The sequence below is a fragment of the Francisella-like endosymbiont genome (assembly GCF_003069505.1).
Lineage (GTDB): Bacteria > Pseudomonadota > Gammaproteobacteria > Francisellales > Francisellaceae > Francisella.
Window position 1 is genome coordinate 492,156 of sequence record NZ_QAPC01000001.1, and the last position, 13,353, is coordinate 505,508.

A 13,353-nucleotide genomic window follows, 5' to 3' on the forward strand; every position below is an offset into this window, starting at 1 on the left:
TATTTATGTTAACTTAAGTTTTTGATGAAAAGAAGTTTTCTTATATTTATTTTTCTATTATGTTTTGGTGAAATTTTTTCCAAGGAATATAATATTTCAGATTTAATTAAAGACAATACATATAAAGGAGCAAAAATTAATAAATTAAAAGCAAACAAAAGTTATCTAGAAAAAATTTTAGCACAATATAAAGAATATGAAGATGGGCAGGGTAATTTTGAAACTAAGGATTATGCGCGAGACTCAATCGATAGTTCTAGTGATAATATTTTAGACAGTAATTCTCAACAACTTCAAAGTTCAGTAAAAGCTGGCTTTACTAAATCTACTATTTCTAGAGATTCTGGAAATTCTGGAAATTCTGGAAATTCTGAAGGTTCTAGCGATTTGAAGATGGTTAATTTTTTGAAAAATCTAGAAACTTTTCAAGATAAGTTAGCTAATTCAGAGCAAGAGTTAAAAACTTCTACAGAGGAGACAGCTAAGTTAAAACAAAGTTTAGAAATTTTTAATAAACAGATAGCTGAATTACAAGATAAATTAGTTGATCTTGAAGAAGAGAGATCTAACTTAGAGAATCAATTAGAAGGATATAATGAATTACGTGATCAACATTATGAATTGCAATATCAGTTAGATAAAATGAATAATGAATCATCTGAATTAAAGGCTCATTTAGCTGAGTTGGAGAAGATATCCAATGATCCAAAAGGAAATTCAGGTAAGAAGAAGGCTACAACCGAGAAAGGAAATTTAGAAAAAATAGATAAAAAGTTAGCTAAACAGGAAATTGATATAAAGTTGAGAAGAGAAGCTATTGAAAGAGGGATAAAACAGTTCACTAGGAAGGAGCAAGATGTAAACTTTAAAAAAAGTATTGTTGAAGGTGAATTTAAGAAATTGACTAGGAAGGAGCAAGATGTAAATTCTAGAAGGGGTATTGTTGAAAGAAAAGCAAAACTGTTAGCTAAGAGAGAAAATGAGATAAAACAAAAAGAACGAATTATCAAAAAATCGCGAAAGCATCTAAATAAACTTAAAGACAATTATGGAAAAGCACAATTGTTAGGTATAGGAGATAGCAAACCAAGCTCTGTAAATAGTAAATTAAAAACCTTAGACTCATTACATAAAAAATCACAAAAATTGATAATAGAAGTAGTTTGAAAACATTAAATATGTCAGAAAATTGGAATACAAAAAGCTTTGGTCTAGCTGATTTATTTGGGGATGCTGATAAATTTGGTTACACAACGAAACCTATGCAAGGGAAGGTCTCCTTAGGGAAAAACAATATATGTAAACCTGTTATGGATTGGCAAAGTGATCAAAATATACGATATGGTGAGAAGATTTCTTCAGTTACTCCAGTAAAAAATTTAAGTAATGAATTTAAAAAATATTAAGTTTAAATATGGGAAAAAAATTAGTATTATTTTTATTGGTGTAATTATTCTAGCATCTGTATTTTTTTACATTAAAAAGTCAGATCATGTTACAGCTATAAAAGAGAGAGAAAATTTTAAAAATAAATTACCGATAGTTGTTGAAGTTGAGAGTCTTAAAGAACAAGACTCGTATCATGAATTAGATTTATTTGGAAAAACTAGTGCTTATGAGGTGTTTACTATAAAAGCTAAATCATCAGGAGTAGCTCAAAATATTACTTTTCCCCTCGGGACTTTTGTGAAGAAAGGAGATTTATTGTTATCTTTTGATACAGAATTAGTTGATTCTAAAATAGAAATACAAAAAGAAATATATGAAACTAAATATAAACAAGCTGAAGCAATGAGAAAGTTATTAGACAAAGGTGCTGCTAGTAATCTTGAATATAGTAAGTTTAGATTAGATTATTTGAATAATAAACAAAAATATTATGAACTGTTAGATGAAAAAGAAAAAAGTTATATATTGTCGCCTACTAATGGTATAGTAGAATCTAAATCGGTATCTGAAGGCGAGTATATAGCTACTAAAGATAAGATTGCTACTATAGATAATATTGAAAAAATTATAATTTCTTTCGATATGGAAGAGGATGATTATAGAAAATTTAAAAATAGTAAAGAAGCTATTATTGAGGCATATGTTCAGTCTATAGATAAATTGATTAATGTAGACGCTTTTGAATCTTCTGAAATCTCTAAAGATGGTAGCCATTCAGTGCATATTAAAGGTGTGGTATCTAATACTGATAGAGAATTACTTCCTGGTTTATTTGTCAAGATCAGAGTATTTTTTTTAGATGAAAATAAAATGATGTTAGTACCTAAGCAATCTGTATTTATGGATGATGATCAATATTTTGTGTATAAATATAATAATAGTAATGCAGAAAAAGTTTTTGTAGAAGTAAATAAGTCTTACAATGATTATTTACAAATATCATCCTCGTTAGGTAAAAATGATAAAGTTATTGTTGCTAGTAGTAGAAGATTATATCCAAATGCTAAAGTAAGCTTAGAAAAATGATGAAAATTTCAAGGTTATTACAACATGGTAGTGTTTTCATTGTAATTAATCTAATTATATGTTTACTTGGTATATATTGTTATTCGAAGTTAAAAATTAAATTAATCCCTGAATTACCAGTGTCAAGTATATATGTGACAATTAATAACCCGGGAGTAAAAGCTCAGCTTATTGAAAAACAAATAACAAAACCAATAGAGGAAGTTTTATCTACCGTAGATGGTCTTATCAATTAGTTCGTTTAGTGAAATTGGTGAAAGTAAAATAGAACTAAATATTAAATCTGGTAGAGCTATCCAGAACTCAGTCAATGAGATTAGGGATTTAATTTCTAAGAATAAGAATATTTTACCTGAGGGTACTAAAGAGCCTATAATTTCAACTGATAGTTTTTTATCTAAGCCCACCATGTATGTCTCTATATACTCTTGTAATGGTAAAGAGATATCAAATTCTGAGATTGTTAATATAAAACAAAAATTAAAGTATGTAGATGGCTATTCTAAAGCTATTGTTTTTGGAAATAAAGAAAAAACACTTTATGTTAGTGCTTTAATTGATAGGATATTTAAATATGATATTTCTGTTGATCAGTTAGTGGCTGATTTGTCACAGGCAAATTCTAATTTTTCTGGTGGCAAAGTTTCTAATAACTATAAAACTGAATATATTTCTTTTAACAGATTTGTAAATCTTGTAGAAGATTTTGATAATATTGAAATTGATAGTAATGGAGTAGCAGTTAAACTAAAAAATATAGCTAAAATAGAGTTTAAAGACAAAGAAGAATCTAGTTTTGCTTATGGGAATGAAAAGAAGGTATTATTACTAGGGCTTTTTGTTAAAAATGGTTTTAACCCCGTAGACTTCTCAAAAAATATAAATAAATTCATTTAAAATTACTCTAAAACAAATAGTGATATAAAGTTTGAAATAATTATTGATGAGAGTAAAGATGTATTGAAAGCTTTTGATGATACTACTCATTCTTTAATAGAAACAATTATATTAGTATCAGTGATAGTGTATTTGTTGATTGGGTCTTTGCGTTACTCGTCAATAGCTATACTTGCTATACAAGTGTCTTTGTCAGGTAGCTTTATAGCACTTTATTTATTTGGTTATACAATTAATAACGTTACTATGCTCGCGATGGTATTAGCTATTGGCTTAGTTGTTGATGATTCAATAGTTATTATAGAGAATGCAGAACATTATTATAATAAAAATAATAATGCACTTGAGAGTATAAGCAAATCTATTTCAAATTTATTTGTATCGGTGCTAGTCTTGATGTTGACATTGGTTGTAATATATATACCGTGTATATTTATGCAGGGAGAAATAGGAAGAATTTTACAAGAGTTTGCTTTAACTATTGCATCTTCAATGCTTATATCATTTCTAGTGGCTTTTACTTTAACTCCAGTACTTTTTTAAAATTAGCAAAAAGATCTGGCAATAATTTTGTAATTAAAGTATTAATACATTATTTAAGATTATAACTAAATTATATGTGAAAACTTTGATAAAAGCTATAAGAAAACCATTGTTATTTATAGTCATGATTTTTTTAATTACATTTTTTGGATTCTACTTTGCAAAAACAAAATTGAGAATTGAAGTTGAGCCATTTGAAAAAAAGATATGATTATTATAGAGAATACTTTTGCACCAAATACAAGTTTAAAATACATTCATGCATATATGCAGAAAATATTTAATATTATAAAATCAGATTGTAATATTAAATCCTCTTTAATGATAGAGGAGTCGCCTGTTTCAACAATTTGATTAACTTTGCAGGACCGATCAAAATCTGAGGAAACTCTAGATAATATAAATGACAAGCTAGCTAAAATTTCTGTTGGTGGAGATGTTTCTGCTAAAATTGCTCAGAATAAAATGCTGGAAGTGCATCAGGGTCTTATGAGCTAGATTTTTACATTAATAATTCCAAATCTCCAAAAAATCTACAGACAGTTCTATCTATTATTAATGAAAAAATGATTAATATTTTTGATGACTTTTATACAATTTCACCAGGAATCGTCCAAGATATTGGAGTAAATTGTAATAAAAATAAATTATTCAAATACGGGATAACTGAAAAAGATTTTGCTGATCTTTTGGATATATTTCTTAATCAACGTAAAATAGAAGTTTTTGAAGAAGGAAATAATGTTTATGATATAGTATTTAGATTAGATGATAGTGCTTCAAAAGATTTGTCTAAGATAGAATCAATTAGTATAAAAAATCAAAAAGATGGTGAAAGTAACGTACAACTCAGACAAGTTTGTGATATTTTTAAATCAAGTGCTCCTAGTAGTATTTTTAGGTTTAACGAGCAGTTTTCTCTAAATGCGCATGCAGTTACTAAACCGAATGTTGAACTAAACCAAGCCATTAAGTCTATTGAAGAAATAAGTGATAACTTACCTGATGGTTCAAGTATTTCATATTCTGAAAAAACAAAAACTTTAATAGAGTTATCAGAATTTTTCACTTTGTTTATATTAGTGGCACTAATTGGTCTTTATTTGTTAATGTATGCTAGATTTAATAGTTTCCTAATGCCTGTTATAATCCTAGGTAGCGTGCCTGTTTGTATAAGTTTTAGTTTATGGGGATTATATTAATAGCTGGTAGTTTTAATATTTATACGACTTTATCTTTGGTTACTCTAATGGGTTTAATGACAAAACATTGTGTTTTATTATGTAGTGCGATAGGTAACTGTCAAAAATCTGGGCTTAGTCTCATAAGCTCTATTATAAATGGTTCAAAGTCTAGAATTAGAGCTATTATAATAACTACATTAGCTATGTCGATAGGATTAATTTCTTTATTTTTTGATAATGGGAATTATGCTAATAGTAGATTTCAAATTGCAACAATTTTAGTGATGGGAATAGTTTTTGGTTCTATTTTAGTTTTGTATTCTTGTCCAATATTATATTTTCTGCTTAAGAAGGATAAATCTAAAATGTCTAATTATAAGCAACTATAATATATTTAGCTGAGATTTTAAGGGGTTGCACAATCATACAATTAAAATAGTTTATTTAAACAACATGTTTTGAATATTGGTCATCTGTAAATAAGCACTTATGGAGTTATAATACTTTTTAATAGTAACTCAGTTATTTTAGAATATTTATTTTCTCAACAGCCTTTCTTGTATCAAATTAATAGAGTTTTTATAATATACGTTATTTAATATTGTTGGTAATATTTAAAGTAATAGTCTATGACCAAGAACATGAATGTATTTGTTAAAAAGGCAAAGTCTACTATGTTGTAGAATAAATCTCCTAATTTTTCCTAACATTTTTTTAATTAATTTTTTCAAGAAGATCTTTTCATTAAATTCTTTTTTGTCGACTTTGATATAAATAGCATTTTCCTCTAAACAGATTATTGATTCATATATACCTTTTTGTTTTTGGAGTATCTGATTTAGATTTTCTTTTAGGTCGGATGTTAGTGTATCTAGCTTATAAACTTTTGAATTTAAATAAGTTGGCTCAGCCATTATCAAGCTAATCATAAACCAAGATGCTGATATAACTGTGCAGAAGATAAGCACACCGGTAATACCAAAGTGATGATAAGCAATACCACCAATCATACCACCAATAAAAAATACCAAAAAATTGGCAACTAGAGAATACTCCCATGGCTGTACCTTTTCTACCAATAGGAGCTATTTTTGATACCCATGAAGGTAAAAAAGACTCCAAAAAAGTAAATGCAGCAAAGAAAAATATCAGGATAATAGCTAGCAAAAAAATATGTTTGTAACTAACTACTAAAAGTACTAGGCATATCCCTAGTAATGCCACTGCAATAATAAAATACTTTTTTATTTTGCGTTGTACTTCGGCAATCATCACAAAAGGGAACATTAAACTAAAAGAGATAATTAAAACTGGTAAGTATACTAACCACTGATAGTTAGCAGCTATGTTAAGGATATTTGTCAAGATTGGCGGAATTACTATAAATAGTGCTGTTAGCGTGGCATGAAGAGCGAATATACCATAGTTAAGTTTAAGTAATTCTTTGTGGAAAATTACATCTTTGATTAGTCTAAAAACTGGTTTTGCTTCATGGTGGAAGCTTGGAGCTTTTGGTGTAGGTATCTTTGTAAGCATGAAAATGCTTATTGTACCAAATACTGCAGTAAGCCAAAAAATTCCTGATAAGCCTATAATACTATTTAGGATAGAGCTAAACATCATTGCTACTAAAAATGAGAAACCAATCGACATACCTATTAAAGACATCGCTTTGAGGCGATTTTCTTCTTTAGTTGAGTCAGCTACAAGAGCAGTTAAGGTACTGCCTATTGCACCAGCTCCTTGGATTGCTCGACCAATGATTATACCAAATATAGTGCTTGAGCAGGCAGCAACCATACTACCAATTATGAAAAGTATTAATCCTACAAATATAATTGGTTTACGCCCAAATTTGTCTGATAGGATGCTTAGCACAATTTGTAACATAGCTTGGCTTAATCCGTATACTCCAAGCGCTAGTCCTATTAAAAATGGTGTAGCATATTCTAGATGGTTTATATACAAGCTAAAAATAGGAAAGATTATAAATAAACCAATCATTCTAAAGCTGTATATTAGTTGATATATTTACTGTTGTTTTAAGTTCGTTGTTGTACATTGTAGTATAATTGATTTAGTAAACTAGGTATGAGTATAACTAATACTTTTTTACATTTAAACAAATAACATATTAGTTTAATGAGAGTTTTTTTTTTTTGATATCTACTATATAATCTATTAGCTTGGTAAAGTATAAGCTTAAATATTAAGTGTTATATTTTAGTTTTAAATTAAAAGGGAATGTATTCATAATGAATTGGAAAAAATACTTGCTAATATTGTCTAGTGTAATTGGAGCTATGTCTTTATCTAGTTGTAAAGGCAGTATCTGGAATCCTATGGGTGTCATTACAGCACAAGAGAAACAACTGCTTATCTTTGCAATCGTTCTTATGCTTTTTGTAGTTGTACCGGTTATAATCTTGACTCTTTGGTTTGCTTGGAAGTACCGAGATGGTGCTAACGCTGAGTACCGACCAACTTGGAGTCATAGTAATAAGCTAGAGATAATCTGTTGGGGTGTGCCATTTATAATAATTCTGATATTAGCAATTGTTACATGGAAAACTACACATTCGTTAAGTCCGTATAAACCATTAGAGTCTGACAAAAAGCCTGTTGAGATAGACGTGGTAGCGTTAAATTGGAAGTGGGTGTTTGTTTATCCAGAGTATGACATCGCTACTGTTAACTACATTGAGATTCCTAAAGATCGTCCAGTTAACTTTAAGATAACTTCGGCAGCACCGATGAACTCATTTTTTATACCAGAGTTAGCTGGACAGATTTATGCGATGACTGGTATGACTACGCAGTTACATTTGCTAGCAACTCATGAAGGTAAGTATAGAGGTTTCTCAGCAAATTATACTGGTATAGGTTTTGCTGAGATGCAGTTTTATGCAAAAGTTACGAGTCAGTCTGATTTTGATAAATGGGTTAAAGAAGTTAAAAATGGTAAACATCAGTCTTTAACATGGGATTACTTCTGGAACGATCTTGTCAAAGATTCTATAAATAATCCAGTAGCATACTATTCTCATGTTGATAAGAACTTATTTAACGATATTGTTATGTACTACATGATACCAAATTATAATCCAGGAGATATGGCGAATAATATGTCTAGCATGGGTATGCATATGTATCACAATATGTAGAGTTAGTACAATATGTAGAGTTAGTAATAAGTAGTAGTTTTAAATAGGAGACAAATATGCTAGAAGCATTAATTGGAAAACTAAGTAATCCACATTTAGTGTTTCCATACCTATATGAACCAGTAAGCCAACAATTAATCATATTGTCGATGTTTATTGGTATCGTATTTACAGGTGTGGCACTATTAGGTGGTATTACATATTTTAGAAAATGGCGGTACTTATGGAGCGAATGGTTTACCACTATCGATCATAAGAAAATAGGCACAATGTACACTATAGTTGCGTTGGTTATGATGTTTCGTGGCTTTGTTGATGCTGCGATGATGAGGACTCAACAAGTATTAGCAGCTGGTGATAGTACGGGGTATCTAATTCCTGAGCATTTTGACCAAATCTTTACTGCTCATGGTGTAATTATGATTTTCTTTGTGGCGATGCCATTGATATTTGCACTAATGAACTGGGTAATTCCTCTACAGATTGGTGCTAGAGATGTTGCATTCCCGTATATGAACTCTTTAAGTTTCTGGTTATTTGTTGTCGGTGCGATGTTGATAAACATTTCATTATTAGTTGGTGATTTTGCCCATGCTGGATGGCTGGCTTATCCACCATTCTCAGAAATGACCTATAGCCCTACAGTAGGTACTGACTACTATATATGGGGTCTGCAAATAGCAGGTATTGGTTCACTAATGACTGGTATTAACTTCTTTGTAACTATTATTAAAATGCGTTGCAAGGGTATGACTCTTATGAAGATGCCTATCTTTACTTGGGCTTCTTTATGTTCGGTTATCCTTGTAATTGCTGCTTTCCCAGTTTTAACTGTGACTTTAGGGTTATTAACTTTAGATAGATATTTTGGTACTCACTTCTTTACTGTTTCAGGTGGTGGTGACCAAATGATGTATGTTAATTTAATTTGGATTTGGGGTCACCCTGAGGTTTATATTCTTGTGTTACCTATGTTTGGAGTGTTTTCAGAAGTTGCTGCAACTTTCTCGAAGAAACCACTTTTTGGTTATACGACAATGGTTTGGGCAAGTATAGTTATTACTATCTTGTCATTTGCTGTGTGGTTACATCATTTCTTTACAATGGGTGCAAGTGCAAATGTTAATGCCTTCTTTGGAATTATGACAATGATTATTGCAATTCCTACAGGCGTTAAGATCTTTAACTGGTTATTTACAATGTATAAAGGTCGTATTACATTTGCAACGCCGATGATGTGGTTGATTGGTTTTATGATAGTTTTCTCTGTTGGTGGTATGACAGGGGTGCTACTATCTGTACCTGGCGTTGACTTCCAAATGCATAATAGTGTGTTTTTAATTGCACACTTTCATAATGTGATTATTGGTGGTGTTGTATTTGGTGCTTTTGCGGGTCTTACTTTCTGGTTTCCGAAAATATTTGGTTTCAAATTAAATGAACGCTTAGGTAAATACGCTTTCTGGTGTTGGCTAGTGGGCTTCTTTGTAGCGTTCATGCCTTTATATATTTTAGGTACTATGGGTATGACAAGAAGATTGTATCATTATAGTGCATCTACAGGCTACCAATCATTACTTATAGTTGCATGGATTGGAGCTTTAATTATTGGTTTAGGTATTTTCTTCCAAGTGCTTCAAATTATTGTAAGTATTAAGCAGAGAGACCAAAACCGTGTTGGTGCTGATGCTTGGGAGTATGGTCGTACACTAGAGTGGAGTATACCTTCACCAGTACCTTTCTATAATTTCTCTCATGATCCGGTAGTTGAAGAGCGTGATGCATATTGGGATCACAAACAAAAAGGCCTAAATATAGATAATACTCTGGTAGGCACTATGAAAAAATATGAAGATATACATATGCCAAAAAATACAGCTGTAGGTGTTATTATTGGAGCATTCAGTTTTGTGTTTGGTTTTGCTGCAGTGTGGCATATTTGGTGGCTCGCTGTTGTAGGTGCTGTTGGTATCATTGGTACTGTGTTGTATAGATCATTTGATTATGATATCGACTACTATGTCAAGGCTGATGAAGTTAAAGAAGTTGAAGATAGATATAATCAACAAGGAGAGTTACAAGTATGAGTACAGTAACTGCAGAACATAACCATCATCACGAACATCATTTTGATGGTTCAAAGAATATTTTTGGTTTTTGGATATATATTATGAGTGACTGTGTGCTTTTTGCGACATTATTTGTAGTGTTTGCAGTATTTCATAAGCACACTTTCGGCGGCCCTAGTGCACAGGAGCTATTTAGCCTACCATATGTATTTGTTGAAACAATGCTACTATTAATAAGTAGTTTTACATTTGGTTTAGCTATGCTTAACCGTAACTCTGAAAATATTAATCATGTGGTTAAGTATTTATGGATTACTTTATTTTTAGGTTTAGGATTCATATTAATGGAAGTACATGAGTTTTATGGGTTAGCTATCGAAGGTTATACTTGGTCTTCAAGCGCATTCTTATCATCATTTTTTACATTGGTAGGAACCCATGGTTTGCATGTTAGTATAGGTCTTATCTGGATTGTGAATATGATATTCCAGCTTAAGAAGTATGGTATGAATCCTATGGCTAATACTAAGCTTACTTACTTAGGATTATTCTGGCACTTCTTAGATATCGTATGGATATTTGTATTCTCAATTGTTTACTTATTAGGAGCAGTGTAATATGGTTAAAGAACACTTATATGACCATGATACAGGTGCTGCATACGGTACTAATAAAAGCTATATACAAGGCTTTGTGTTATCTGTAGTTATTACTACAATAGCTTTTGCCTTAGTTGGATTTAAGCTTTTATCGCCAGTGGCTTTATGTGTAGCTGTAGCAATATTAGCAGTAATACAACTTTTTGTACAATTAGTGTTTTTCTTGCATTTAAGCACAGATTCAAAAGCACGTTGGAACCTAGTAAGTGCAGTGTTTGCAATTTTCATAGTTCTAATTGTAGTTGCTGGTACTATGTGGATCATGTTTGACTTACATGACATGATGATGTAATTTTCTTTTTTTAAATATTTTTCTTACTATGTATTTCAAAAGATACCTTCAATTGGCTAAGCCAGGTATTATTTTTGGTAATCTTATTACTCTTACAGGTGGTTTTTTATTAGCTACACATCGAGAAATAGGTTTTGAATATCTGCCTTTGTTTGTCTATGTAATGATAGGTGTTGCATTAATGATTGCGTCAGGCTGTGTTTTTAATAATATTTATGATAAAGATATTGATAATAGTATGACACGCACGCAAAAGCGTCCTTTAGTTACTGGAGATATTTCTATAATTCAAGCAACTATATATGGGTCGCTACTGCTTATATTAAGTTATTTAGTTTTATATTATTTAGTAAATCTATTAACATTATGGATTATAATTATAGGTTTTATAGTTTATGTTGGTGTCTATACAGTTTCAAAACGCTTAACCATACATGCTACAGTTTTAGGCGGTATCTCAGGAGCTATCCCTCCAGTAGCTGGTTATACAGCTGTGGTTAATGCTTTGGATTACAATGCTTTAGCTTTATTTTTAATCCTATTCTTTTGGCAGATTCCGCATTCGTATGCTATAGCAATGCTATATATGGATAATTATAGCAAAGTTAAGTTGCCGATGCTTCCTCTAGTCAAAGGCATAACATATACTAAAAAAATTATACTATTTTATTTAGTACTGTTTGTGGTCTCATGCGCTTTACCAGGACTGCTTGGTAGTGCAGATTTGTTATCGTTTGTTGTGTGTATGCTTGTAGCGCTATTTTGGTTATATAAATCTGTACTATCTTATAGAAAAGATACAGACAGAATTTTTGCTAAAACTGTATTTAAATTCTCGATCATTGTTATTACAGCTATTTGTCTGACTATGGGTTAGTGATAGTTAATTTAATAATAAAAAATTGTATTAAAAATATTTACTAATAAATATCTTTCTAAAAGCCAATAAATTAGGTTTTGGTAATCTACAAATTGAAAAAGGTTATCAATATATAAGAAAATAAAGCCAGCTGAGTGGAGTCGAAACCTTGTTTTGCAAAGCTCGAGAGGAATCCATTTGGATAGACTTAATCTTGTGCGACTAAAAATAGTCTTTTAAAGATAGATATTTCAAAATAGATTAATACAAGTGTATTATTAAAGATCTATGTTTAGGCTTTTAGCAATAGCTTTGAGTTTTTTCATTGTCTCAGGAAGCTTTCTAATTGCAATCCATTGTTTGGCAAGTTCACTGTCTTTGTAGGCAGGATAGCCCATATGGCTTTCACCAGCAGGAACATCCCACATAACTCCAGCTTTACCACCAATACACGCGCCATTTCCAATATTTGTATGATCTTTGATGCCAGCATTACCCGCGATTATAACACCATCACCTATGGTGACTGAACCACTAATACCGGCTTGTCCACAAATCATACAACCTTTGCCGATAATTACATTGTGACCTATCTGAACCGATTGAACAGTTTGAGTATAACCTACAAAAATGTCCTATGATGGTTCTGTCGCGGATTGTCACACTTGGCCAAATAATACAGTTAGTACCAATTTTTGCATCGTTGTAGATACATACGTTGGCATATATAATAGTATTATCTCCGATCTCGATATTTTTACCGATATACGCCCCTGGTCCAATAGAGACATTTTTACCAATTTTAGCAGTTGGGTCTATTACAGCTTTTTCATGGATACCGTTTTGTTCTGGGTATGGTACAGAGAAAAGCTCTAATATTTTAGCCATAGCTAAATCAGCATTATTGACTACGATTAGAGGTTTATCATTTACTTGTGCTAATTCATCACTGATTTTTTTACTTACAATAACAGCAGCAGCTTTTGAATTTTGCCAGAGCTTAATATGTTCTTGTTTATAAATAAGAGTTAGATCATTTTCTTTTGCTTGTTCAGCATAATTAAGCCCTGAAATAATAACTTCAACACTTGGCTCATTGATTAATTTTGCATCTAAATGCTGAGATATTTGTTTTAGAGTGTATTGCAAACACTTTCTCCCGAATTTAATTCGTATCAATCAAGCATAGCAGATTAGAAGATATTTTTACA

10 protein-coding genes and 4 pseudogenes are annotated in these 13,353 nt (G+C 30.9%); 12 read left to right on the plus strand and 2 right to left on the minus strand.

Annotated features, from left to right (window positions below; translation table 11 throughout):
• The first annotated feature begins 24 nt into the window (after window positions 1–24).
• The 7 genes and pseudogenes from C9379_RS02765 to C9379_RS02795 all read left to right on the plus strand — a co-directional run bounded on the left by C9379_RS02765 (window position 25) and on the right by C9379_RS02795 (window position 5,488).
• Window positions 25–1,167 (plus strand): hypothetical protein, encoded by a 1,143-nt coding sequence (locus tag C9379_RS02765; protein WP_143384830.1) that lies wholly within the window; start codon window positions 25–27, stop codon window positions 1,165–1,167.
• The gene (locus tag C9379_RS02770) at window positions 1,164–1,406 is read left to right on the plus strand and encodes a hypothetical protein (RefSeq protein ID WP_343377511.1); all 243 of its coding nucleotides are present in this window, start codon (window positions 1,164–1,166) and stop codon (window positions 1,404–1,406) included. Before C9379_RS02765 ends, C9379_RS02770 begins: the two co-directional genes overlap by 4 nt.
• Window positions 1,387–2,475, plus strand: a complete 1,089-nt coding sequence (locus C9379_RS02775) for an efflux RND transporter periplasmic adaptor subunit (protein ID WP_143384832.1) — start codon at window positions 1,387–1,389, stop codon at window positions 2,473–2,475. The genes C9379_RS02770 and C9379_RS02775 overlap by 20 nt, the downstream gene beginning before the upstream one ends.
• Window positions 2,475–2,711: an efflux RND transporter permease subunit gene (locus C9379_RS02780; protein WP_318263320.1), complete on the plus strand. Its 237-nt coding sequence runs from the start codon at window positions 2,475–2,477 to the stop codon at window positions 2,709–2,711. The genes C9379_RS02775 and C9379_RS02780 overlap by 1 nt, the downstream gene beginning before the upstream one ends.
• Window positions 2,695–3,915: pseudogene (locus tag C9379_RS02785) on the plus strand (efflux RND transporter permease subunit). The gene C9379_RS02780 and the pseudogene C9379_RS02785 overlap by 17 nt, the downstream one beginning before the upstream one ends.
• Before the next feature lie 360 nt (window positions 3,916–4,275).
• A complete protein-coding gene (locus tag C9379_RS02790) occupies window positions 4,276–4,413 on the plus strand; it encodes a hypothetical protein (protein ID WP_318263321.1) in 138 nt (45 codons plus the stop codon).
• A gap of 68 nt (window positions 4,414–4,481) precedes the next feature.
• A pseudogene (locus C9379_RS02795) lies at window positions 4,482–5,488 on the plus strand (efflux RND transporter permease subunit).
• A 330-nt stretch (window positions 5,489–5,818) separates the two neighbouring features.
• Here the strand turns inward: C9379_RS02795 and C9379_RS02800 are convergent.
• Window positions 5,819–7,161 (minus strand): annotated as a pseudogene (locus C9379_RS02800) (MFS transporter); the annotation flags it as partial.
• A gap of 193 nt (window positions 7,162–7,354) precedes the next feature.
• Between C9379_RS02800 and cyoA the strand changes: the two are divergent.
• From cyoA to cyoE, 5 genes are read left to right on the plus strand one after another with little or no spacing between them, the layout of a single operon-like run.
• Window positions 7,355–8,263, plus strand: a complete 909-nt coding sequence (cyoA, locus tag C9379_RS02805) for a ubiquinol oxidase subunit II (RefSeq protein ID WP_143384838.1) — start codon at window positions 7,355–7,357, stop codon at window positions 8,261–8,263.
• A gap of 56 nt (window positions 8,264–8,319) precedes the next feature.
• Window positions 8,320–10,350, plus strand: a complete 2,031-nt coding sequence (cyoB, locus tag C9379_RS02810) for a cytochrome o ubiquinol oxidase subunit I (protein WP_143384839.1) — start codon at window positions 8,320–8,322, stop codon at window positions 10,348–10,350.
• Complete coding sequence (gene cyoC / locus C9379_RS02815) at window positions 10,347–10,949, plus strand: cytochrome o ubiquinol oxidase subunit III (protein ID WP_143384840.1); 603 nt, start codon at window positions 10,347–10,349, stop codon at window positions 10,947–10,949. The genes cyoB and cyoC overlap by 4 nt, the downstream gene beginning before the upstream one ends.
• Before the next feature lies 1 nt (window position 10,950).
• Window positions 10,951–11,283, plus strand: coding sequence for a cytochrome o ubiquinol oxidase subunit IV (cyoD, locus tag C9379_RS02820; protein WP_143384841.1), 333 nt, complete (start codon window positions 10,951–10,953; stop codon window positions 11,281–11,283).
• Between the two features lie 28 nt (window positions 11,284–11,311).
• Window positions 11,312–12,160 (plus strand): heme o synthase, encoded by an 849-nt coding sequence (gene cyoE / locus C9379_RS02825; RefSeq protein WP_143384842.1) that lies wholly within the window; start codon window positions 11,312–11,314, stop codon window positions 12,158–12,160.
• A 260-nt stretch (window positions 12,161–12,420) separates the two neighbouring features.
• Here the strand turns inward: cyoE and C9379_RS02830 are convergent.
• Window positions 12,421–13,291 (minus strand): annotated as a pseudogene (locus C9379_RS02830) (UDP-3-O-(3-hydroxymyristoyl)glucosamine N-acyltransferase).
• Window positions 13,292–13,353 lie beyond the last annotated feature (62 nt).

Coding starts and splice junctions, on each gene's coding strand:
- C9379_RS02775 (WP_143384832.1), top strand. CDS start 1,387: ATGAATTTAAAAAATATTAAGTTTAAATATGGGAAAAAAATTAGTATT.
- cyoE (WP_143384842.1), top strand. CDS start 11,312: ATGTATTTCAAAAGATACCTTCAATTGGCTAAGCCAGGTATTATTTTT.
- cyoB (WP_143384839.1), top strand. CDS start 8,320: ATGCTAGAAGCATTAATTGGAAAACTAAGTAATCCACATTTAGTGTTT.
- cyoA (WP_143384838.1), top strand. CDS start 7,355: ATGAATTGGAAAAAATACTTGCTAATATTGTCTAGTGTAATTGGAGCT.
- cyoC (WP_143384840.1), top strand. CDS start 10,347: ATGAGTACAGTAACTGCAGAACATAACCATCATCACGAACATCATTTT.
- cyoD (WP_143384841.1), top strand. CDS start 10,951: ATGGTTAAAGAACACTTATATGACCATGATACAGGTGCTGCATACGGT.
- C9379_RS02780 (WP_318263320.1), top strand. CDS start 2,475: ATGAAAATTTCAAGGTTATTACAACATGGTAGTGTTTTCATTGTAATT.
- C9379_RS02765 (WP_143384830.1), top strand. CDS start 25: ATGAAAAGAAGTTTTCTTATATTTATTTTTCTATTATGTTTTGGTGAA.